The sequence below is a fragment of the Bacillus weihaiensis genome, assembly GCF_001889165.1.
Lineage (GTDB): Bacteria > Bacillota > Bacilli > Bacillales > Bacillaceae > Metabacillus > Metabacillus weihaiensis.
In genome coordinates, this window is record NZ_CP016020.1 from 2,632,103 (window position 1) to 2,656,560 (window position 24,458).

Here is a 24,458-nt window from a genome sequence, read left to right on the forward strand (position 1 = left end):
AATAGAAAAGCTCTCATTCATTTGCTCGACTTTCTTCTAATGCGTTCAAACTTAATATTTCTTTTGTTTACTGATTTTAGGCCTCTGAATAAAACAGCTTTAATGGATGCATCATAGAGATAGAAGACATTTTACTTATGAGGTGAATGATGAAACAAATTCTTTTATTATTTTTCCTACTAGCTTTAACAGGCTGTAATACTGCGGATCAAGAAGAAGCGATCCAGAAAGAGGATGTGGGGGCACTTCAGACACGAAATGATACGACAGTTGAGAATGATGAAATGCTTGTTGAATCAAGGGAAGAAGGCCATGATATAGCCTCTTTAAGCCCCACTGAAGCTGAAGCCCTAGTAAAAAGAAATCTTGAAGAAAAAAATCAAGATGATCTTATCATTCAATATGATCATCAAGAAAATGATCATTACATCATTCATGTATACTCTGCTCATGAACCACCTGAAAATACAGAAGCATGGTATATGGTAAACATCCAAACAAAGGAAGTTCAATTATTGAAACAATAAATGAGAAATAGGAAAGCTTAACGTCAAGGTGGAAGTAAAGCGTATACCTACGTTCGTTATTACAGTAGAACAAGGCTTGTCTAGTAGAACAATCCTTGTTTTACTCAATGTTAAAGAAGCATATCTTCATCATTCACACGCATTACTAAAGGAAGCAAAAAAATAGTAGCTACTCCCTGATACTGAAAGAAATACATTGTATATAGCTTAATCCGGACACTCAGGATCTCTTAGAAAGTAACTCATCAAGTTTCATTAGTAATCTAACTTAAATGAAACAGAGACTGTTGTCCCCTTACCAACCTCACTCTCATAATCAATTGTTCCCCCTATTTGACGAATAAGCCGATTCGTTATCATACTCCCCAATCCAGTACCTTTTGTTTTAGTTGTATAAAACGGGAGTCCTATTTGCTTTAATTCCTCTTTTGTCATTCCTTTCCCATTATCCTTAATCGTTATTGTAACAATTCCTAATTGGGTATTAACATATTTAGAAATTTTGACAACTCCTTGAGTCTCAATCGATTCAATTGCATTTTTAATAATATTTAAAAGGGATTGCTTTGTATACTGTAAATCCCCTCTTATATAAATAGGATCTGTCGGAACATATTCAATCGTAACATTCGATAAATTTCCCAACGGTCTTAGAAGAGAGATTGAATCCATCAGGACTTCTTCAATATTAACTGTCTTCATTTCAAAAGACTCTGGTTTTGCAAGTGTGAGGTAATTCGTGATAATTTGATTTGTTCGATCTAACTCTTCTAGGATAAGTGGTGAAAACTGCTTCAAGGTTTCATCCTTCGTATCTTTTTGCATGAATTGTATGAATCCCCGAACAGTTGTTATCGGATTTCTTATTTCATGAGCAATTGAGGCTGCCATTTGACCTGTAGTCGTTAATTTATCTAGATAGACCATTTCATCAAATTGTTTATTTCGTTCCAACAATGTCTCAATGATAAAGATGATTGCTAAATAAGTGATGAAAAAAGCAATAAAATAAGTGATATAAAAGGATAGCTTTAAAAAAGCAATATTAAAATACAACAGGATAATATAAATACCGAAATAAGTAAATGCTGCCAGTGCACCACTTATTAGGCGATTTGAGCTTTTAAATTTTTTTCTAAATAAAAGAGCAATAAGATAAGCTGAAACAGATACAATAATGCCGATGTGTATAAACGAACCACCTATTATAAATCTCATAATTGATACAATGATGACAACAAATAAACCAGAGGCCCATCCTGTATATAAGGTAATAATCATAATGGCAACCATTCTTAGATCAAAATTTGTTTCTCCAAGTGTTTCAATCGGATACGCCATACATAAAAGTGCACCAAATGCACCAATAATGCTATAAACAATTTTATATTTAAAGGTGATATTCATATTTCTTTGAAAAGGGATGAACATATTTGCATTAAATGCAAAAGAAAACAGAATCGTTATATTAACAATTAAGGGTTTTATAATGGATAACAAAGTGACCTCCTGTAAACTCTAATAAAAAATATATGGACATAGTAACAGAATAACAATATTGTTCTAAATTTAGTACCCCTATTGTTGCAAATTAGGTATTAGACTACTAACTCCCACAATTTGAATCGTTTATTAAATTATTTCACTCTACTTATTGTCTTGCAATTTTAGGAGTTTAACCCTCTCACCTTTTGACCAATCTAACTTACTTTACCACTTATCCCACTTAGTAATACATGACATTTGAACTATAAAAAATACAGCAATTGCCTTATTGTTTATAATTTAACTATTTTTAACTATTTCTTTCACGGACTTTATAGTAAAATAGGAGTAATAAAAGCCTGTGTAAATAGGAGTCGTGAAAATGTTAAGGATTGGAGATATATCAGAGAAAGGTCCTGTTGTTTCATTAACTACAAAAAGTTCAGAAGTAAATACACTATTTGAAAATTATCCTCATCTTGAAGGTATCGTTGTAGCAGTAGAAAATAAACCAGTTGGATTAGTAATGAAGGCACAATTTTACCGTAAGATTTCTTCAAAATATGGTTTTGACTTATTTATGGGTAGACCTATTGAACTTGTTATGGACACTACTCCGTTAATAGTGGATTACTATGATGAAATTACAAAGGTAAGTTCTCATGCGATGAATCGTTCACAAGAGAAGCTTTATGACTACGTTGTCGTGACAAGACAACATGAATTGTGTGGAATTGTCAGTATAAAGAATTTACTCATTAAGCTCGCTGAGATCCAAGTAAACAAAGCTATGTATACAAATCCATTATCAGGACTTCCCGGTAATGTATTAATCGAAAAGAAAATGCTTGACTACCTATCTAATTCAAATCAGCCCTTCTCTCTCCTTTATATTGATTTAGACCACTTTAAAGAATATAACGACATATATGGCTTTAATAAAGGAGATCTATTACTTAAGGAAATTTCGTCTATATTAAGTAAAGTCATCTTAAATATGGAACTTTCAAACACATTTGTTGGACATATTGGAGGAGATGATTTCGTTGTAATCCTACCACATCATGGATTTCATCAAATCTGTCAGCTAATTATTACGGAATTTAATATTCGTCTAAAACATTATTATCATGAAACAGACTGGAAGAATAAATTTATTTATGCTAAGGACCGAAATGGACAGCATAACAAAATTCCACTAGTTTCACTTTCTATCGCCGTTGTGACAAACCAACATACACAATATCTCACCATAGATGAAATCAGTAAAATTGCTGCAAATGTAAAGAAGGAATGCAAGAAACATGTTGGAAGCTGCTATATATGCCATGATGCGATAAAGCCTAATTGCTGTGAGAAAGAAACCATCATTACTCATTAAATTAGTAAGAAGTTACTGTTCTATTAGCTAGGAAAAAGCCTGTTATATCATAAAGAATACCATGTAGAGAAATGGCAAGGATTTAAACTTATCGACTGAAAATATTTTTATAAAATCCTCATAGACTCTCACCTATTCCTCTCTTTGAGCATATTGTAACGTGAAAGTTCATGAGAGGAGAGAGATGCTTTATGTATCCATATGATCGTCAGTTCTCAATTCAGATTCCGGGATTTCCACCTTTTCAAAATAGTGTAAGTGCACCAGGACAACAACCACCATACGGCCCCCCTGGATTTGGACCAGGCCCTGGAGGTGGTCAACAAGGTTCTCCACAAGCGGGCCCTCCGCAAGGACCTCCACCAAGTGAAATCCCACCAGCACAGTCTCAAGGACAAATATCTACTTATGCTGTAGACCCTGGTGGTATTCGTGGTTGTTTATACCGCTACACTTACATCCGTTTAAACAACGGTAGAGCATTTTGGTATTATCCAACTTTTGTTGGCAGAACATCTGTAGCCGGTTACCGTTGGAATAGACGTCAATACAGATGGGTTTACTTCGGAATTGATTTAGAACGTATTCGTTCTTATAGTTGTTATTAAAATGAACGTTTGTCCCCTATCTACAATGAATGATAAGTTTAACAGCCCACGTTGATCTCATTAATCAGACGAGATCAAGTACTAGTAAGTTAGTATACATTTTCCCTCGACTTAACACTTGAACGGCATGTCGAGTGTCTGTAACGAATAAAAATGTTATCTTCTTAGGAAAAGGAAAAAAGCTATTTCAGTACATTCTGAAATAGCTTTTTCTGTTTCTAATTTACAACAGCACTTGACTATACCTATTATGGACAAATTGTTGTCTTCGCTTTGCTTGAGAGATAATGGTTTGAATTTCTTTTTTGTAGAATTGAATTTGAGTTATGTTTATCGCAAAAAACATTTCATTTTCAAGTTTTTTAACGAGCTCTTTTTCCTGCTCTGTTAACCATTCACAGTTATTCACAAGCATCACCTCTTTTATTGAACGACTTTTTTTTGTTACGATTCGAAGCAAATTCATAATTGCTTTTCTAGAAATCATATACCTACAGAATTGAGATTAAAATTTTGACTATTTTCATAAAGTCGTGGCTATTTAACATTGTTGAAGCAAAAAGATTAGGTCCCACATAAGGAAGAAAGCTCCACTTTAGATTTATATAAAAAGATAGTATAGTTTTACGTTGCATAAAAGCTAAGTAAGGGGGTCTTAAAGTTTTGTTCCTTTATGAAAACGAAACCAACCCATTTTATAGAAGAACCAGATCATTCCTACACTGATTAAAGCCATTATTCCCAATACAATGTAATAGCTATATTCTCCTGTGAGCTCGGGCATATAACGAAAATTCATCCCATAAAGTCCAGCGATAAAGGTTAGAGGTAAAAAGATGGATGACATTACAGTCAGTGTCATCATAACCCTATTCATACGATCTGAGCTTATAGATAAATAACTATCCCGTATGTCGGAGGATAACTCCCGATTTGCATCAATCATTTCAACCAGCTTCAATAAATGGTCATATACATCTTGAAAGTATATATGCTTCTCTTTCATTGAATTTAACCGTGAAGATGAAATGATTCGATAAAGTAAGTCCCTCATTGGCACAATTGTCCTTCTAAGCTTATTTAACTCCGATCTAATGTCAAATACTTGTTCCATTAATTCACTAATGGTTTGGTCACTTGTATTATCTTCTACTTGGTTAACAAGATCTTCAAGCTTGTAAATAGGTGGAAAATAATCATCGACTACTTTATCAATAATTTGATACATAATTTGCATAGGGTTACTTTTTAGAGATTTTTCATTCTCGATTCTGTTCCAGATAGCTAAAAGCTCTTTAACAGGTTTTTTATGAAAGCTAACGATGGAACGACTTGAGACAAATAAATCAATTTCATCCGCTTCAAGTGTTTCATGATTTATTGCATGAATAACGATAAAAAAGTAATCATCATAGAAATCAAGTTTAGGCCGTTGAACAAACTCTAAGCAATCTTCAATGGCAAGAGGATGAAATTTAAAATAACTCGACAATACGTTTACTTCATCATCAGTTGGTGCATGAAAATCAACCCAAAACCATTGAATTTGGTCGTTCTTTAATTCTTCTAAAGAAAGATCATATCGCACTTCTTTATCTTTCATAATTGCAACACTTCTAATCACTGATAGTCCTACTCTCTTTTTTCATTATTTATACTTTACCCTCCCTGTTCATCTCCTAAACAACCAACTATTATGAGAATCATTCTTTATATAAGCTTTGTAAGGCATCAATTAGAAAAAATAATCACACGTCAATGAAAAATGGTAAAATAACACTTAGAGAGCGTGAACCTTAGGAGGTTTCTACATAATGGAGCATTTAATTAATTCCCGAGTAAGAGAAATTGAATTATCAGGTATAAGAAAATTTTTCAATATGGTTAATGACTATGAAGATGTTATTTCATTAACAATTGGACAACCAGACTTTATTACACCAGAACATGTTAAGTATGCGGGGAAAGAAGCGATTAATAAAAATTATACTACCTATACACATAATGCAGGTTATTTGGAGCTACGAGAAGCAGCAAGTCAATTTGTTAAATCAAAATATAACCTTACATACTCCCCAGATCATGAGGTAATTGTAACAGTTGGTGCGAGCCAAGCCATCGATTGTACGTTTCGTACCCTATTAGAAGAAGGAAGCGAAGTTATATTACCAAGTCCGGTGTATCCTGGCTATGAACCATTAATTAAGCTTGCTGGTGGTAAACCAATTTATGTTGATACAACAGCGAATGATTTCAAATTAACTGCTGAACTAATCAAATCTCACTTGACAGAAAGAACCAGGTGTATTGTTCTACCGTACCCTTCAAATCCTACAGGCGTTACATTGAATGAAGATGAGCTAATGAAAATTGCAGAACTAGTAGAGGGAAAAGATTTATTTGTTCTCTCAGATGAAATATATAGTGAGCTTGTGTATGGGAAAACACATGTATCAATTGCAAGCTATTTAAGGGAGCAGACCATCGTGATTAATGGCTTATCCAAATCACACAGCATGACTGGTTGGAGAATTGGCTTGCTTTTTGCCCCTCATAACGTCGCAAAGCATCTATTAAAAGTGCATCAATACAATGTTTCATGTGCATCATCTGTTTCACAAAGAGCTGCGATAGAAGCTTTAACGACTGGAATAAACGATGCAAATGAGATGAAAGAGGCCTATAAAGAAAGACTTGAATATGTGTATAATCGATTAGTAGGTATGGGATTAGATGTCGTAAAACCTGACGGCGCCTTTTATCTATTTCCGAATATAAAAAAATTTAATCAAACTTCTTTTGATTTCGCACGATCTCTTGTTGAAAAGGCCGGGGTAGCCTTAGTACCTGGAAGTGCTTTTTCAGAATATGGAGAAGGTTATGTTCGACTATCATATGCTTATTCTATGGAGCAACTTACTGAGGCTATGAATCGATTAGAATACTACTTAAAAGAATATGTGTAACAAACATAACTTTATTTAAAGTTTAGGCTCTGTTAATGATGGTTTCCTGATTTGAGCGCCTACCGCGGGTGTATCAGCCTGCGGAGGGTACTTTTTTTCTATAAAGTGCAAAAAATCAGCATCTACCTTTACCATAACTAAATGAAAAGAATCTTTTTGTTTCTTACAAAACTGTTGACTTATGATTGCAAAAAAGATCAGTATTCCTACTGATCCTCCACCATCCAGTCTTAAATATGCTTTTATGGTAATTAAGTTGCACTAAAAAGAGAAAGTATTATCTACTATATTATGTATGAATGGGCATTTCTACAAAAAAGGTTGTACCTTTGCCAAGCTCTGAATCAATTAGAATATTTCCACCGTGCTCCTCAATAATTTTGTACGTAATCATTAATCCTAGCCCATTTCCTTTTTCTTTTGTCGTTAAGAACGGCTCACCGATTCGCTCCATCAATTCAGAGGAAATTCCTTCTCCCTCGTCCCTTACTTCAATAATCATCTTATTATTATTCCTTTTTGTATAAACAGAAACTTTTCCGCCTTCTGGCATGGCATCTATTGCGTTTTTAAATAAATTTATAAAAACTTGTTTTAATTGATTTTCATCACAATCTACCTCGAGTGTGAAATCTTCATGAACTTGTTCGATATATACACTTTTCATATTCGCTTGTGTTTCTAACAGCATGGCAACATCCTGTAACAAGCTCACAATATTTCTACGAATAAATTTTGTTTCCTGAGGCTTTGCAAGCATAAGCAACTCACTGAGAATGAGTTCTATTCGATTTAATTCTGAAAATACAATGTCAAAATATTGTTGGTGGGAGGTGAAATCCGGCTTCATCATTTGTAAAAATCCTTTTATAGCCGTTAAAGGGTTTCTAATCTCATGCGCTATCCCTGCTGCAAGCTGACCTGCTATTGAAAGTTTTTCAGATCTTAACATAAGCTCCTCTGTTTTTTTTCGCTCTGAAATATCTCTTAAAATAACTTGTACAGCTTTTTCTCCAAAATAGGTTGTAGGAATAAAGACCATTTCTGTATAGAGAATCTTTTCACTATCAATTAACCATGATTGATTACTAACATCCACTTCTAATTTTCCCTCTAAAATACTCTTAAGGGACGTTCTCATACTTGTATGGTCTTTGGGATGTAAATCTTGAAAAATATTTTTCCCCATCAATTGATGGTAATCCTCTGCTTGAAATAGTCGAATTCCTGCTTCATTTACAAATACCCAGCGATCTTGGTGAATAACTCCAATCATATCGATTGAATTATCAATGAGGCGTTGGTATCTCTCTCTACTTTTTTGAAGAATTTTTTGAAAATTTCGCTTGGATGAAATATCAGTTAAAACGATCATCTCTGCATATTCTCCTTTAAATGCAGTTAAAGCTGTCGTAACCTCGACATTGATGACAGAACCATCAAATCGCTTCCAGGTTTGCTCAATAATCCCTATTTTTTCACCTTCATGTAAACGTTCAATTCTAGTTTTAACTATTTCATGAAAGCTTGCTTCGATAAATTCATAAATAGGATGACCAACTAGCTGATGTTTTGTATCTGCCCCTATTAAGTCTTGAAAGGACTTATTTGCATAGCAGATTTCCCCTTTTAAAGTTAAGAGTAATGGGGTCGGTAAATCCTCCAATATCATATCCCCACTTATTTTCTTCAAATCAAGCAATGGCAATTTTCTCTCTTTCATTATCCGTGCTGGTCCTAGTGGAGTAAAAACAGGTTTATTTAACGGTCTCATCTTTAGAATAATTTCTTGGTTTGTTTGCTTTAATGTACTCTTAATAAATTCAACAGATGCTTCAAACCATATATAATCGATCGTACGTGATTGGAAACGGAATGAACATGGATATAAATGATGTTCATTAAAAAAGTAACTCTCAATAAGAAACAAATCTTCTTGATGGATAAAATTCTTAATTGATTTTCCAATTAGTTCGTCATTCTTATATCCCGTTAATTCTAATGAATTAGAAGAAACATACTGAAAGCGACCATTAGATGAAACGACAGCATATATTTCTAGCTCATGTAAGAGCGACTCTGTTTCAGCTGATTGATTATTCAAAGTTCAACCCCCTTTGTTACACACTCTCGCTACCTGTATCAATATTGTATTAGTTTTTTATAACGAACATTCGAATTATGTATAAACATATATACTATATAGTGTTTTTATGTATGTATATTATTCTATGAATTTCGTTAAAATCCTTTTTTAACTCTTGATTTTTTTACAAAATTCAGCCCTTTGAATGAATGACATAAAGTGAATCTTAAGAGACTCAGGGGAAAAAAGAGAGTACCGCCTCCCCATAATGTCGAAATAAGTAAGACCACCCACCCTAACGTATGAGACTGGGGGAAAATTCCCTAGGACTTATACCAACAAGGAAGCCTGTTAGACCTTCAAGAAGTATAGGATGTAGAACCTACCTAACGATTTGAAGCTATTTTTTCAGCTATTGAAATTGTTCGAATATCTTCTGTAACGATAAAAAAAGCACGCTTCGGTAGACCTGTTGAGCACAACTTCATGCTATGATTTTCTCCTTGGCTGCTAGAATGATAGTCCCGCTTCCATTTATTAAGAACCTAGTAGCGCAATTAATTAAAGGTATCGTTTTCCGTCTTGATTGCGGCTCTTTGGTAGATTGTATTAATTCCATGTTTAATCTGCCACAAATTGCTTTAGGTTTAAAAAATTGAGCTCCTTTCTATAAGATGTTGCCTTATAACTAGGTTCTTTGAACAAAACTACTTAAGGTTGAATGGAGAGGAAGTGTGAGACCCACAGTCGTTTACGCCGAGGAAGAGTCACCGCCCGACCCTTGAAAAAGCGAGCAACTGAAGTGGAATTCAACCAGACCGAACACTTAAAAATAGACAAAATGTAAAAGGTATCTACACTATGTTACTCTGTATTTCTTTAAAATAAGCATGGAGGAAATTGTTCTTCTTAGTTAGTTTTTATAAAATCCTTAAGATTCTCCAAGCTTTCCCTTATAGTCGAATAGCGATAGTAAGCAGAAAATTCGTGATGAACTGTACATTTGGGTAGAAATATAACTTTTTCTATAAAAATAAGATTGCTAGAGCTGGATGGAGAAGTTTTTATTCATAATTAAAGTATGGATTTTATCGTTTGCTAAGAAAAAAAGATCGGAAAATCCGATCTTTTTCTATGGTTTTAATATTAATTTACCAGTTGTTTTTCTTCCCTGAAGTAATTCGTGAACTTTACTCGCTTCTTCTAACGAAAAGATACCCCCTATCATTAATTTAAGCTCTCCTTTGTTTAAGAAAGTAAGTAAATCCTGTAGGCTTTTACGATAAAGTTCTTGTTTTTTCATAATACCTGGTAGAAAAAATCCCGTTACTGTTTTATTGTCAGCCATCAATGATGAAGGATAAAGACGAGCTTGTTCACCACTTGCTACACCATATATAACAAGTCTTCCGAACGGTGCCAGGCACTCTACTGTTTTACGAAAAATCTCACCTCCAGCCATTTCCAAAGCAACATCTACACCTTTTGAATTTGTTGCCTCGAAAACTTGTTGTTCCCAGTTATCATGCGTATAGTTTATACAAATATCTGCACCGAGTTCCTTAGCTAAGGCTAACTTTTCATCCGTACTAGCAGTCGCAATAACCTTCTTAGCTCCGAATAGCTTTGCTAGCTGTACGGCAATGGTACCAACACCACCTGCTGCAGCATGTACCAGAACTGTTTCTCCTTCCTCCAACCTTCCCATTGTTTTTAAAATATGATAAGCACTCAAGCCTTGTAAAGGAAGTGCAACCGCTTGATGGATATTCATACCATCTGGAATTAAGAGCAAACCTCTTGCATCAGCTATCGTATACTCTGCATAACCTGTTGCGCGATTTGAGCCTAATAATGTAACAACTTTATCACCGATCGAAAAGTCCTTAACATCCTTACCAACCTCAGTAACTGTACCTGCAACCTCAGAACCAGGAACGTATGGTAACGGTGTCTTGACAACATATTGCCCTTCTCTTCTAGCTGTATCAGCATAATTTACACCTATTGCTTCTATTTTTATGACAACCTCATAACCTCTAGGAGATGGTTTGTCAATTTCAACTATTTTAAGAACATCTGGACCACCGTATTCAGTAAATTGAATGGCTTTCATCTACTCCATTTCCTCCTTGCTTACTTAAGATTTCGTCACATAGTGTTCAGCAGCTACTTGAACATCTGCTAGTCCTCTAATTTCATCTTTGGTCGTAAATAGGTCAATTGTTTGAAAATGACTCGTAATCATATTAATCAGGGACCTTCTTATGTCACCTGCCACAGCTTGATTTATCAGCTGTTTAGACAGGACTTCTGTTTGTAAAACTGCTTTTTCAATTATATATTTTGTCATAACCTTAGAATGGGGGGTTGGATACTTCATGCAACGCGCTAAACACGATTCAGCAGCAAACAATTCAATCGCAATATTTGATAGCTTCATAAGCGCTTCCTGCTCTTCTACTAGTTTTTCACCATATTCTTGATACACAGCATTCGTACAGGCTAAGAAAACATTGCGTATTGACGCAACGGCATTATTCTCAACTGAAAATTCTCCCCCTACATCGCTAAATTGTTTCGTAGACAGCTCATGTAGCGCTTTCTTTATGGAGCTTTCCAAATCTATTTCACCTTTTTCCATCTTTCTATACAAGAGTGTTGGTAATAATAAGCGATTAATCTCATTTGTCCCTTCGAATATTCGATTAATTCTAGCATCTCGATAGATCCTTTCAATTTGGTAATCCTGAATAAAGCCTGCTCCTCCATGAAGTTGAAGAGCCTCATCGCTTATTTCATCTAATAACTCGGAACCATACACCTTACAAATTGAGCATTCCATCGCATATTCCATTAACCTCTTGCCAATAAATTCCCGATCGTCAGTAGAATCTAAATCTCCTAAAGACTCTTCAAGATAACCAGCCGTTCTGTACTGAATGGATTCAGCCGCATAGATCCTACTTGCCATATGTGCGATTTTTTCTTTTGTTGCTGGAAAATCTGCTATTGATTTTCCAAATTGATAGCGCTCCTTCGTATAAGAAATCGCTAGTTCTAAAGCAAGCTTTGCAGCTCCCACACATGCTGAACCAAGGTTAAAACGTCCAAGGTTTAAAACGTTTAATGCAATTAGATGTCCCTTTCCCTCCACTCCTAGGAGATTTTCTTTTGGAACAAGACAATGATCAAAGGTAACTGTTGTTGTTGAAGATCCTTTAATCCCCATTTTCTGTTCTTCAGGACCTATAATTAAGCCTGGAAAACCCTTCTCTACAATAAAAGCAGAAAAAAGGTTCCCATTTACTTTTGCGTAGACAATAAATGTATCTGAAAAGGCACCATTGGTGATATAAATCTTCGTCCCATTCAATACATAATGTGTCTCTTCTTTGTTTACCATTGCTGTGGTTTGAGAAGCTAATGCATCGGATCCAGCATTTGGTTCTGTTAAACAATATGCACCAATATATTCTCCACTAGCTAGCTTTGGCAAGTATTTTTCCTTCTGCTTTTTTGTTCCAAAATAAGTGATTGGTAAAGTGGCAATGCATGTATGGTTGGAATGTGCTACACCATAGCTACCAGACCTACCTACAGCCTCCCCCACAATGGCTTTGCTCACTTTATCTAATCCAAGCCCTCCATATTTTTCGGGTACACTATGTGCCAGCAAACCGAGGTTTCCTGCTTTTTTCAATAAATCTACTACAATAGTGAACTCTTGATTCTCAATTCTTCCATTTAAAGGGCGCACTTCTCGATCAATAAATTGAATAGCTGTTTTGTGAATCAGCTTCTGCTCGGTAGTAAAATCTTCTGGAGTGAATAATGAGTGATGAAAGCTACTCTCATATAAATAACTCCCACCTGCTACATGTAAGGTTTTCGCCATTACGTAAATCCTCCAATCTAGTCAAATACTTTACGAATCTGTTTCCCTAGTGTTTAGTGCATGACATATAAGTGTCTTGACATACGTATCAAATTGACTGAAGCGTGGGTCATTTGTTTGCCCGTTTTTATAACGATAATAAATCTGTTGGCAAATTACTGCTAACTTAAAATAAGCAAAGGTTACATAATAATGAATCGTCGAAACATCTCGACCACTTTTTATCGCATATTGTTGAATAAAATCATTTCTAGTAAAAAATCCTGCTTTTACGGTTAGTGGCGGTTTACCTAACCCAAATTTAAGTAGATCAGGATCATCCTCCTGACACCAGTAGCTCATAGCTGCTCCAACATCTGCAAGTGGATCACCTATGGTAGCCATTTCCCAATCGAAGAGTCCTGTTACTTCTTTCAAATCATCTGAAAATAACATATTATTAAATTTATAATCGTAATGAATAACTGTTGTATCCTTTGATTTCGGAATAGTAGCTAACAGCCAATTGGTGAGTTCATCGACTTCCTTTATTTCATCTGTTTTTGCTCTATGATATCGTTTAATCCAACCATAAACCTGTCTTTCTAAAAAGCCTTCTGGATTACTCATCTCTTCTAATGGCGTACCTTTATAGTTCACCTGGTGAAGCTTAACGAGGGTATCAACCATTTTCATGCTTAATTGAGCACCTAATTCTTTTCTTGCTACTATTCCCTTTGGAAAGTCTGTGTCTAGAAGCAAGCCATGCTTTCGTTCCATAATAAAGAACGGACTCCCAACAATTTGTTCATCTTCTGAGTAGACGAAAGGTTTCGGCGCTATTGGGTACATCGGGTTGAGAGTAGATAGAATGGAGTATTCTCGCTTCATATCATGAGCCTTCGGAGCTATTGGACCATGGGGAGGTCTTCTTAAAACAGCCTCCCACTCTCCCATTTTCACCAAATAAGTCAAGTTTGACGCCCCTGTGCCGAACTGTTTAATCACTAATGAATCGGTCTCATAGATTTCACTAAACGTTTGTTTTAAGAAACCTGCTAATCTTATATGATCTAATTCTTCTCCAGTTCGCACTGGTATTATGTGATCCATACATGGCACTCCTTTAAAGAAAGCTGTAATGTTTCTCTAACGTATCTCGTAATTCAGTGGGAATTGGGATGCTTTTATTAAGGTCAAACTGATAATAAACAAGAATGGCTTCTCCCCTTGCAATGACTTCATCTGTTAGTTTATCTACAATAGAGTGAGCAAGATGAAAGCTCTTATTACCGATTTTGCTTACCTCGGTGCTAATTGTTAGCTCTTGATTAAAATAGGCCTGGTCAATAAAATCACATTTCGTAGAAGCTAATATAAATGTCCAATCATCCGTCTTCATTCCATATCCTATCTCTTCAAAGAACTGAACCCTTGCCTCCTCTAAATAAATAAAATAACTTGTGTTATTTACATGTCCAAGTGCATCTGTTTCACAAAACCTTACCCTTACTGTCGTTTCATGTATCAAGTGAACACACTCCTCTGTTGATAGACCATACCACTAACTACACCTTTGTTTTTTGATTCGTATATTCATAGAATCCTTTTCCTGTCTTCCTTCCCAATTCATTACGTTCCACTTTTTCTACAATACTTTTAAATGGGCGATCTGCGGGGTCTCCTGTTTCATTAAATCTTTGCTGCATAACAAAGTAACCTACATCAATTCCTGATAAATCCATTAATTCAAAAGGTCCAATCGGATGATGTAATGCTTTTTTACAAATTTCATCAATATCTTGAAAATCTGCGTAACCATTTTCGTAAAGAAAAACCGCCTCACGCTGTAACGCTCCTAGTATACGGTTTGCAATAAAACCTGAAATTTCTTTATGAAGCAGAACAGCTGATCGGTTCATTTGTTCTGAGACACCCATTGTAATACGTGCTGTTTCTTCCGAAGTTTGTTCACTTTTCACCACTTCAACACAATTCATTACAAGTGGTGGGAAAAAGAAATGCATATTTACTACTTTATCTGGACGATTTGTCACACTCGCTACTAGTGAATTAACAATTGTAGAACTATTTGTTGCCAAAATGGTTTCTGGTTTTGCATACTTATCTAGTTTTTTAAATAACTCTTGTTTAGCATCTAGCTTCTCTATAATTGCCTCAATAATAAAATCTGCTTCTATAGCAGCTGATTCTAAATGGCTTTTAAAAGAGAGGCGTGAAAACGCAACTTCTTTCTCGTTCTCTGTTATTTTTTGCTTTTGAACCCATTTCTCCATTAATTTTTGTAGCTTTGTAGCAGCATCTTCTAATGCGCTTTCATTAACATCCTGTAGAGTCGTTTCAAATCCACCTAATGCACTTAACATGGCAATTTGATGCCCCATTTGACCAGCACCTACAACTAACACTTTTCGTATATTCATTCGACCTCTCCCTCTTACTAACCGGTTAGTATGTCTTTTTTATACCTTATTGAGGTTAAACTTACTGGTCTAGGGATGTTACCTTAGGTTTCTCAGTTCCCTAGACCTCTCTTGACGTTATGATTGTAGCTCTAAGCCTTCTAGCAATATATTTACAAATACATTGGAAACTTCCTTATCTGTTACTCTGCCATTAGGGTCAAACCAGAAATAACTCCAATTGGTCATTCCTAAAATACTAAAGGTCACAATATCAGTTGGTAAATCTGCTCGAATTTCTTTATTTTTAATCCCTTCTTCTAAAACCTGTTGAATATTAAAACGAAATTGATCCCTTTTAGGTACGATTAAAGCTAGATGCTCTTCATTTAAATGTCTGATTTCTCTAAAGAAAACATTAGCACTTAGACCTTCTTTCTCAATATCGTGTATAAGCATATAAATAATTTGACTTACTTTTTCTTTACAGCTCTTACTTGGATGTTTAATAATCTCTTCCTGCTTACGCAAAAGCTCATCTATATAATCCAAATGTATATCCATTAATAGCTGCTCTTTAGAGGTAAAATAATAGTAAAAGGTTCCCTTTGTTACATGAAGTGCATCCACAATGTCTTGAATTGAAGTTTCCTTAAATCCTTTCGTTGCAAATAATTGAATACTAAGCTCTCTTATTTTTTCTTTCATGCATGCTGTCCTCACAATCTATTCTTCTTTTTAGAAATTATATCATAGAGCATAAAGTGAATAGATTTTCAAAGGAAACTTGAAACAGCTATTTTTTTATTGCTTCATCTCTTAAGGCACGACGGAGTATTTTTCCTACATTTGTTTTTGGTAGCTCTTCTTTAAATTCTAAAAAAGTAGGAACTTTAAAAGCTGCAAGATGTTTGCGACAATAATCAAGTAATTCCTCACTTGTAACACTCTTACCGGATTTTACTACCACATATGCTTTAACGGTTTCCCCCCGATATTCGTCAGGAACACCAATCACGACCGCTTCTTGAACAGAAGGGTGTTCGTATAAGACCTCTTCAATGTCACGAGGATAGATATTATAACCGCTCGCAATAATTAAATCCTTTTTCCGATCAACAATTGAAAGATAGCCATCCTGATCCACTTTAGCTATATCTCCTGTAAAAAGCCATCCATCACGTAATGTAACTGCTGTTTCTTCGGGCATATTCCAATACCCTTTCATAACTTGTGGTCCACTTACTAGTAACTCACCTAATTCTCCAGTCGGTACCTCTGTTGTTCCTGTTGCTACGTCTACTATTTTATAAGCCGTATTAGGTAGACCTAGACCTACGGTTCCTGGTTTTCTCTCTGCAAACGGAGGATTACAATGAGTAACAGGTGATGCTTCTGAAAGGCCATAGCCTTCTAATATCTTAGCCCCTGTTTTTCTTTCAAACTCATTTAGTAATTCTACTGGCATCGGAGCACTTCCACTATTGCAGATACGAATTGAATCAATTGAATAGTCCTCGGCATTTGGGTGATTAGTGATGGCGACATACATAGTTGGAACCCCTGGAAAAATAGTAGGCTGTTCTGTTTTTATCGTTTGCAATACTTCTTCAAGCTCAAATCGTGGGAGCATAATCATAGAATTACCTGACAAAATAGATAAATTCATACAACTAGACATACCGAAAACATGAAATAAAGGGATAACGGTTAAACACTTTTCTTGTCCCGACGTAATCTCACCTTTAAAAATTTCTCTAGATTGAACGGCATTTGCGACAATGTTTCGATGAGTAAGCATTGCTCCTTTTGATCGTCCAGTTGTTCCACCTGTATATTGTAGTAAGGCAATATCATGCTCTGGATCTATTTGAATAGGTATAACAGTTCCTGTATTCTTTGCTAGGAAACGTTCGAATGTATAATCTTCTGTTTGAGGAGATTCTGAAGGCTGTAGACTAACGGTAATAATATGCTTTAAGCTCGTTTTTAATTGAATCGCTTTAATTCTTGGATAAAGAGCATCTAGGACAACAATTGTCTCACTTCCTGAATCATTTAAGATATGTTCTAACTCCCGCTCTACAAGCATGGGATTAATTTGTGTGACAATAGCACCAACTGATAAGGCACCATAATACGTCACAACATATTGTGGGCAATTTGGAAGCATAATAGCGACTCGATCTCCCTTTTGCACCCCTACTGATTGTAAGGACGATGTAAAAGCAAATACCATTTCAGCTAATTGTTCATACGTAAAGGTTCTTCCATAGAAGGAAATTGCATCATGATCTTTGAAACTTTGAACTGTTTGCTGAAGCATTTCTGGAACACTTATAAATGGGATATCAATTTCATTCGCCAAATCGTTTGGATAATTTGCATACCATTTTTTACGATCTTCCATTTTTATTGCCTCCTTGTAAAGTTAGAATAAAAGCATTTTTCACAAGCTAATCTACTAATCTTTTAAACAGCATGTTTACAACACGTGCATTCCACCGTCTACAATAATAACATCCCCTGTAATAAAATCAGATGCTTTAGCAGCCAAAAACAAAGCAACTCCCTTCAAATCTTGATCTGTACCGAAGCGTTTAAGTGGCGTTCGTTCCATAAAGTAATCTTGACCATGCTCCATTATCGTTGCAGACATTTTTGTAGGAAAAAATCCAGGAGCAATTGCATTGACATTAATATTAAATTGTCCCCATTTCGCTGCTAAATCCTTTGTAAAAGTTAAAACTGCCCCCTTACTTGTGTTATAGCCGATTGTATCCATAAAGCGAGGGTCGGTTCCACCTAAACCAGCAATAGAGGCGATATTAATAATTTTGCCTTTCTTTTGTGAAATCATATGCTTACCAACTTCTTGGCTCATGAGGAAGGTCCCTGTTACATTGACATTCATTACTTTTTCCCATGCCTCAATTGGCATATCAACAGCAGGTGCACCCCATGTTGCTCCGCTATTATTCACCAGAATGTCTATTTGTTCAAATGTGTCCACCGTTTTTTCCACAACCTTTTGTATCTCTTCTTTCTTTGTAATATCACATTTTAATCCTATTGCGTTAACCCCATTTTTCGAAAGTTTATTTGCGACCGCAATACAAGCTTCTTCATTTCTTGAACATAAAACGATATTCGCACCTGCTTCTGCAAAGCCTTCTGCAATTTGTTCTCCTAAGCCTCTACCACCTCCCGTTATAATAGCTGTCTTTCCAGATAAATCAAATAGCGATTCAATTGACACCGTATTCCCCTCCTAAGCTTGTTCGATACTCTTGTTTTAAAGGTTGTTTGCGTATGATAGAGATACTAAAACTTTACTAATTGAGAGCCTATTTATTTACATTTTTTCAGTTCTAACTTTGCCACTTGAGCACGGTGTACTTCGTCAGGTCCATCAGCTATTCTTAATGTTCTAGCATTTACCCATTGTGCCGCTAAGGGGAAGTCTTCACTAACACCCGCACCTCCATATGCTTGAATCGCACGATCTAACACCTTCAATGCCATAGCTGGTGCAATTACCTTAATCATCGCAATTTCGGCTTTAGCTTGTTTGTTCCCAACAGTATCCATCATATAGGCTGCTTTTAAAGTTAATAATCTCGCCTGTTCAATTTCAATTCTCGAATCTGCAATCCACTGCTGAATAATTCCTTGCTCAGAGAGTAATGTCCCGAATGCACGCCTCTTTTGAACGCGCTTACATAATAGTTCAAGCGCACGTTCAGCTGCACCGATTAACCTCATACAGTGATGAATTCTTCCTGGTCCTAATCGTCCTTGAGCAATAGCAAAGCCCTTACCCTCACCTAAAATAATGTTTGTTGCAGGAACTCTTACAGAATCAAATGTTATTTCTGCATGACCATGTGGTGCATGATCATACCCGAATACCGGAAGCATCCGCTCAATTTTCACTCCATTCGTAGAAAGTGGTACTAGTATCATTGATTGTTGCTCATGCTTTGCAGCTTTTCCATCTGTTTTCCCCATAACGATGGCCATTTTACATCTTGGATCACCTGCCCCTGAGGACCACCACTTACGACCGTTGATGACATATTCGTCTCCATCTCTTTCAATACTAGTAGAAATATTCGTAGCATCTGATGAAGCTACATCCGGTTCCGTCATTGAAAAACATGAACGAATCTTACCTTCAAGTAATGGTATAAGCCACTCCTGTTTTTGTTGCTCTGTTCCATATCTTTCGAGTACCTCCATGTTACCTGTATCTGGCGCATTACAATTAAAAACCTCAGGAGCTATTAAGGAACGTCCCATTATCTCACATAAAGGTGCGTACTCTACATTACTTAGACCAGCCCCGTATTCACTACTTGGTAAAAATAAATTCCACAAACCTTCTGCTCTTGCCTTTTGCTTTAGATCTTCTATAATTGGAGGCACTTTACTCCATCTCGTTTCCTGCTGATTTAGCTGCTCTTCGTATAAATGCTCGTTCGGATATATATATTCCTCCATAAAAGATTGTATTCTCTTTTGAAGATCAATAACCTTCTCTGAATAAGAGAAATTCACTTTCACATCATTCCTTCCTCTTCCCCAATTCTTACTAACCGGTTGGTATGTTTCCATCTTAATACGTTTTAATCATGTATTCAACTATTATTTTATTTTTCAAATAATAAGAACAATTAGGAGTAAAAGCTGATGTTAATAAAATAGGGAAAGGTAACAATAAATAAGTCTTAAGACCAAAAAACCTTTTCATCTGAAAAGATCTTTTCCACCCTTCTATAGCTATCAAATTACAAGTTCGAAATATAACCAATATTTTCATGAAAGTGTCTAGTAAGGTAAGTTTGTTAATTAATTTTTTTAGAGCTCAAGCAGGAATTTAAATCGCAAAAAAAGCAACTCTACCCTGTTCAACGAGAAAATCATTTAGCCCTTAAACTATTCAAAAGCATCACATAAAAAAAAGAGGCAAGTGCCCCTTTATCCTTTGAATTCACCATTATTTTTTGATGCTTTTTCTTTTTTTGCCTTATCTTTATGAACGTTATTAGCAGCAGCACTTCCAAATTCATGACTGAACTCAGAATCGATTACACTTGAATCAAAGCCTTTTTTATTCTTTTGCTGTGGGTCATTTTTCTTCGTTCGCTTCGCCAATTTCACTTCACTCCTCTTTTGTTTTTCTCTTATAGGTTTACTTCAAAGAAAGGGTTTTATGTAAGTAAAACTTGCTAATTGCCAACCCCTGCTATGAATAAGGTAATCAAGTTCTGACAAGGTATAAGAGCACAAAAAAAAGAAGAGTGTATTTACTCTTCTCCTTCTTCCTGTTCTTCAAGGGCAATATCAGTTGATGTGAGATACTTCTTCTGAAGCTCGACGTAGGCGTCAACAACCTTTGAAGCAATCTGTAAGTTAATATGATTCTTATCATTTGTTGTCCAAGGAACAACCACACTAAACGCGATTTCTGGGTTATCTGAAGGATAATAACCTACAAAATTCAAGTTATTGGTTTCTTTTCCCCAATATTCTCGTTTAGGTCCATAATAGAGTGTTTGAGATGTTCCTGTTTTACCTGCAACTTCTTTGCGAGCGATATATGCTCTAGCTGTTCCAGAAGTGACAACACGTTCAAATCCGTATTGAACCTGTTCAATTTGTTCTTCTGTATTGTTTATTTTATTTAACACTGTGGGTGCTTTGTCAACAACAATTGGACCTAGCTCTTGCTCTTCAATAGGTTCATGGATACTAGTTACAATTCTTGGTTGGACGCGAGAACCTCCATTAGCAATCGTGGATACATATTGAGCTAATTGAAGCGGAGTATATGTGTCAAATTGACCAATTGCAATATCTAGAAGTTTACCTGGGTTATCAGGATCACTAATTAAACCACCAGATTCTTGAGGTAAGTCAATACCTGTTGGGACTCCAAGTCCAAACTGAGCAAAATAGTTTCGTAAAGATTGAAAATCCTCCTGTGAAGCATTAAATGACCCATTCTTGACATAGTTAATATCAGCTATTCTCATTGCCACATAGAACATATAAACGTTAGAGGATTGCTCTAGTGCCTTTACATCTGTAACTGTCCCCATTGTTTTCCAAGATTTTTTAGGCTGTGTTCCTTTAAAATAGAGCGGTGCATCGTAGAAGCGTTGATCCAATGGCATTCCATCCTGATAGCCAGCTAATACAGTAGCACCCTTTACAGTCGATCCTGCTTCATATTGAGTGGCAAACGATCCATATGCAAAATCTAACATAGGACCCTTTGGATCTTTAGAATTAATCTGCTTCCCAACCATAGACAATACATCACCTTGGTAAGGGTCCATCATCACCACAAAAGCCCGGTCCATTAAGAAATTATAGCCACTTGCCTTTCGAAGTTCCTCTTCCACTATTTTCTCTACTTCCATTTGAAGCTCCATATCAAATGAGAGCTTTAGATCATAGCCTCTTTGTCCTTCATCTATTACTTTCTCTGACACAATATTTCCACTTTTATCTGAAATATATTCGACTTTTGCTTTCCGAGGATTTAAATAATCTTCATATTGATACTCTAAATAACTTTTTCCCACACGTTCGTTTCTAGCATAATTCCGTGCTTTATAATACTCCTCACGTGATTGAAGAATCCCTTGTTCAGGAGAGGTCACTCCACCAAAAATAGTTGTTAAAGAGTCATAAGGATACTCTCTATCCCAATCGGTAATCGTATCGACACCTGGTAATTGCTCAAGGTTTTCAGAAACACTTGAAAATTCTTCTTCTGTTAAGTTAAGAGATTTAACAACCTGTGGTTCATATTGATAACCTGATGAAAATCGAGTATAAATATAGGCTAATTTTTTTTCAGATTTATCATTCATAATTCGTTCAATTTCACGATCAGGAACACGTTCAACCTGTAAAGGGTATGTGACAGATGGCTTCTCTGTTAATTCCTTTTTTGACAATAAAGCTTTCGCCTCATCGGGATTTGATGCTAACCAGTAATCTCGAATATCTCGTTCTTTTAGTTCTTCATCAAGGTATTCTTCTTCATAATCGATAAATTCTGCTAGTTTTTTTGCTGTTTCTATTTTATCTTCTGTTTTAGTTGTTTTATCCACTGTATACGTAATCGCAGGGACACGCTTATTATCAACAACTACTCGATCATATCGATCGTACATCTTACCACGCGGTGCTGGTAATTGTGCATAATCTGATTCAGTTCTAGCCACTTCTTTTGAAAATTCTTCACCTTGAACTATTTGCACAACGCCTAGTCGAACAACTAAAGCAACAAACAAGAGAAATACGACAAAAAAGAATACATTAATACGGACGTAACGTGCTTTTCGTAATTTCCGTTGTTCTGAAGCATTTGTATTTTGGTCTGTCAAAATGTGTCCTCCTTTATTTTTTATCTGTATATAATAATTTAATATTTAGTAAATAGGTATATGTGAATAGATTGTTGCTTTCCTAAGTAAAACACAAATGATCGATTCCATTTAACTAGCAACAACATTAAAGAAAAGAGCCTAATAAATAGTTTACTCTTTATTTTACCATTAACACTTCTTTAGAAATAGAATTCTTTATGAAAAGTATGTGAAATAAAAATTCAAGCTTTTTTTCTTACTCTTCACTCCCGATGAATTCAATTTCCTCAGTTCTTATAGACCAAATAGGGCGACTATTTGATTCCCTCAAAATAGTCACCCTTTTATATAGACGTATTTACTTTTTAGAAGGTTTCACATTTCGACACTTTCTTTTTTAAGACAATCATATCAACACACTGTATTCCATCTTCAAAGATAGGAATTGAGTAATTCTCCCTAAAGTAGTTCTTGCGAATAGAATCTAGTCTAAATCCACTTTTTTGATAAAGAGCAAGTTGATTTAGACTTGAGTTTCCTGTTCCAATTGAAATACATTCTTTGTTCATATTCCTAGCATATTCTTCGGCTCGTGTAAGAAGCTTTTTAGCTATCTTCTTCCCTCTATGAGCTGCTGTAACGGCAAGATTCACTATTTCTACTTCACTATCACTGGTTTCAATGATTACAATGACGCCAATAATATTGGATCTTTCTTTCGCTACAAAACATATACCTTCTTTTAAGTACTTTTTTATTTGTTCACTTGATGGATCTGCTTCTAATAAAAGCTTCTCAGGAACAGGATCTTGATCCGTTAACCTTCTAATTACGATCTCCATAGCTTAACTAAGGCTTGTGTGCCCTTATCTTCATCCCCTTGATTCGCTAATTTTTCATATAGAGAATACGCTAGCTGTAATCCTGGAACTTCTATTGCCATATCCTTTGTTTCCTCCAAAGCAATTCCCATATCTTTTATAAAGTGTTTTATATAAAACCCTGGCTCGTAATCTTCTTTTAACATTCTCGGTGCCAAATTACTCAATGACCAACTACCTGCGGCACCTGTAGAAATACTTTTAAGCACCGTCTCAGGGTTCAATCCTGATTTTTCAGCATAGGCAATGGCTTCACATACGCCAACCATCCCAGAAGCAATTGCAATCTGATTGCACATTTTTGTGTGCTGACCTGAGCCTGCCTGCCCTTGATACACAATGTTTTGTCCCATAGCTTGAAATATCGGTAAGCAATGCTCATATGCGTCTTGGTCTCCACCTACCATAATAGCAAGTCGAGCCTCACGTGCACCTATGTCTCCACCTGAAACAGGGGCATCTAATGCAGAAATGCTTTTCTCCTTTGCCACATCATATATTTTTTTGGCTAAAGAAGGCTGCGAAGTGGTCATATCAATCAGATAGGCTCCTAATTTAGCCGATTGTACTATACCATTTTCACCTAAATAAACTTCCTCAACATCCTTTGGATAGCCGATAATTGTGATGATGATGTCACTTTCTTCTGAAATCTCCTTGATGGAATCCTTCCAAGTTGCACCTAATTCAAGAAGCTCTTTTGCTTTTTGTTTTGTTCTAGTATATACATTGATTGGGTACCCAGCCTTCATAATATTCGTTGCCATACTTTTTCCCATTACCCCAAGTCCAATAAAGCCTATGGTTTGTTTCATATCTATTTCCCCTCTCTAAAACGC

Annotated in this window: 21 protein-coding genes; 4 read left to right on the forward strand and 17 right to left on the reverse strand. The window is 35.7% G+C overall.

Annotated elements, in window-relative coordinates:
• Positions 1 to 149: 149 nt before the first annotated feature.
• A complete protein-coding gene (locus A9C19_RS12665; RefSeq protein WP_072580287.1) occupies positions 150 to 527 on the forward strand; it encodes a hypothetical protein in 378 nt (125 codons plus the stop codon).
• 255 nt (positions 528 to 782) lie between these two features.
• On the opposite strand, the gene A9C19_RS12670 is transcribed toward A9C19_RS12665, so the two are convergent.
• On the reverse strand, positions 783 to 2,027 hold the full coding sequence (locus A9C19_RS12670) for an ATP-binding protein (protein ID WP_072580288.1): 1,245 nt from the start codon (positions 2,025 to 2,027) through the stop codon (positions 783 to 785).
• A gap of 367 nt (positions 2,028 to 2,394) precedes the next feature.
• Between A9C19_RS12670 and A9C19_RS12675 the strand changes: the two genes are divergently transcribed.
• Both A9C19_RS12675 and A9C19_RS12680 read left to right on the forward strand, forming a co-directional pair.
• Complete coding sequence (locus A9C19_RS12675) at positions 2,395 to 3,393, forward strand: GGDEF domain-containing protein (RefSeq protein ID WP_072580289.1); 999 nt, start codon at positions 2,395 to 2,397, stop codon at positions 3,391 to 3,393.
• Between the two features lie 191 nt (positions 3,394 to 3,584).
• Positions 3,585 to 4,001, forward strand: coding sequence for a transporter (locus A9C19_RS12680; protein ID WP_099092769.1), 417 nt, complete (start codon positions 3,585 to 3,587; stop codon positions 3,999 to 4,001).
• 223 nt (positions 4,002 to 4,224) lie between these two features.
• Here the strand turns inward: A9C19_RS12680 and A9C19_RS12685 are convergent, their stop codons facing one another.
• Both A9C19_RS12685 and corA read right to left on the reverse strand, forming a co-directional pair.
• Positions 4,225 to 4,488, reverse strand: a complete 264-nt coding sequence (locus tag A9C19_RS12685) for a hypothetical protein (RefSeq protein WP_072580290.1) — start codon at positions 4,486 to 4,488, stop codon at positions 4,225 to 4,227.
• A gap of 168 nt (positions 4,489 to 4,656) precedes the next feature.
• Positions 4,657 to 5,625 carry a magnesium/cobalt transporter CorA gene (corA, locus tag A9C19_RS12690; RefSeq protein WP_233499170.1) on the reverse strand — a complete coding sequence of 323 codons (969 nt, stop codon included), beginning with the start codon at positions 5,623 to 5,625 and terminating at the stop codon, positions 4,657 to 4,659.
• 190 nt (positions 5,626 to 5,815) lie between these two features.
• On the opposite strand from corA, the gene A9C19_RS12695 reads away from it, so the two are divergent.
• Positions 5,816 to 6,967, forward strand: a complete 1,152-nt coding sequence (locus tag A9C19_RS12695) for an aminotransferase A (protein WP_072580291.1) — start codon at positions 5,816 to 5,818, stop codon at positions 6,965 to 6,967.
• Positions 6,968 to 7,256: 289 nt separating this feature from the next.
• Here the strand turns inward: A9C19_RS12695 and A9C19_RS12700 are convergent, their stop codons facing one another.
• The 14 genes from A9C19_RS12700 to A9C19_RS12760 all read right to left on the reverse strand — a co-directional run bounded on the left by A9C19_RS12700 (position 7,257) and on the right by A9C19_RS12760 (position 24,434).
• The gene (locus tag A9C19_RS12700; RefSeq protein WP_072580292.1) at positions 7,257 to 9,071 is read right to left on the reverse strand and encodes a PAS domain S-box protein; all 1,815 of its coding nucleotides are present in this window, start codon (positions 9,069 to 9,071) and stop codon (positions 7,257 to 7,259) included.
• A 1,114-nt stretch (positions 9,072 to 10,185) separates the two neighbouring features.
• Positions 10,186 to 11,169: a quinone oxidoreductase family protein gene (locus A9C19_RS12705; RefSeq protein ID WP_072580293.1), complete on the reverse strand. Its 984-nt coding sequence runs from the start codon at positions 11,167 to 11,169 to the stop codon at positions 10,186 to 10,188.
• Between the two features lie 24 nt (positions 11,170 to 11,193).
• Positions 11,194 to 12,951, reverse strand: coding sequence for an acyl-CoA dehydrogenase family protein (locus tag A9C19_RS12710; protein WP_072580294.1), 1,758 nt, complete (start codon positions 12,949 to 12,951; stop codon positions 11,194 to 11,196).
• 30 nt (positions 12,952 to 12,981) lie between these two features.
• A complete protein-coding gene (locus A9C19_RS12715; RefSeq protein WP_072580295.1) occupies positions 12,982 to 14,043 on the reverse strand; it encodes a phosphotransferase family protein in 1,062 nt (353 codons plus the stop codon).
• 13 nt (positions 14,044 to 14,056) lie between these two features.
• Positions 14,057 to 14,458, reverse strand: a complete 402-nt coding sequence (locus tag A9C19_RS12720) for an acyl-CoA thioesterase (protein WP_072581876.1) — start codon at positions 14,456 to 14,458, stop codon at positions 14,057 to 14,059.
• Between the two features lie 40 nt (positions 14,459 to 14,498).
• Complete coding sequence (locus A9C19_RS12725) at positions 14,499 to 15,374, reverse strand: 3-hydroxyacyl-CoA dehydrogenase family protein (protein WP_072580296.1); 876 nt, start codon at positions 15,372 to 15,374, stop codon at positions 14,499 to 14,501.
• A 117-nt stretch (positions 15,375 to 15,491) separates the two neighbouring features.
• A complete protein-coding gene (locus A9C19_RS12730) occupies positions 15,492 to 16,061 on the reverse strand; it encodes a TetR/AcrR family transcriptional regulator (RefSeq protein WP_072580297.1) in 570 nt (189 codons plus the stop codon).
• An 88-nt stretch (positions 16,062 to 16,149) separates the two neighbouring features.
• Positions 16,150 to 17,763, reverse strand: coding sequence for a long-chain-fatty-acid--CoA ligase (locus tag A9C19_RS12735; RefSeq protein WP_072580298.1), 1,614 nt, complete (start codon positions 17,761 to 17,763; stop codon positions 16,150 to 16,152).
• Between the two features lie 75 nt (positions 17,764 to 17,838).
• A complete protein-coding gene (locus A9C19_RS12740; protein ID WP_072580299.1) occupies positions 17,839 to 18,612 on the reverse strand; it encodes an SDR family oxidoreductase in 774 nt (257 codons plus the stop codon).
• Positions 18,613 to 18,704: 92 nt separating this feature from the next.
• Positions 18,705 to 19,913 (reverse strand): acyl-CoA dehydrogenase, encoded by a 1,209-nt coding sequence (locus tag A9C19_RS12745; RefSeq protein WP_072581877.1) that lies wholly within the window; start codon positions 19,911 to 19,913, stop codon positions 18,705 to 18,707.
• Positions 19,914 to 20,333: 420 nt separating this feature from the next.
• The gene (locus A9C19_RS22045) at positions 20,334 to 20,510 is read right to left on the reverse strand and encodes a hypothetical protein (RefSeq protein ID WP_199445784.1); all 177 of its coding nucleotides are present in this window, start codon (positions 20,508 to 20,510) and stop codon (positions 20,334 to 20,336) included.
• Between the two features lie 152 nt (positions 20,511 to 20,662).
• A complete protein-coding gene (locus A9C19_RS12750; protein ID WP_072580300.1) occupies positions 20,663 to 22,756 on the reverse strand; it encodes a peptidoglycan D,D-transpeptidase FtsI family protein in 2,094 nt (697 codons plus the stop codon).
• A gap of 347 nt (positions 22,757 to 23,103) precedes the next feature.
• Positions 23,104 to 23,580, reverse strand: coding sequence for a GNAT family N-acetyltransferase (locus tag A9C19_RS12755; protein ID WP_099092770.1), 477 nt, complete (start codon positions 23,578 to 23,580; stop codon positions 23,104 to 23,106).
• Positions 23,568 to 24,434, reverse strand: a complete 867-nt coding sequence (locus tag A9C19_RS12760; protein ID WP_072580301.1) for an NAD(P)-dependent oxidoreductase — start codon at positions 24,432 to 24,434, stop codon at positions 23,568 to 23,570. The genes A9C19_RS12755 and A9C19_RS12760 overlap by 13 nt, the downstream gene beginning before the upstream one ends.
• Positions 24,435 to 24,458 lie beyond the last annotated feature (24 nt).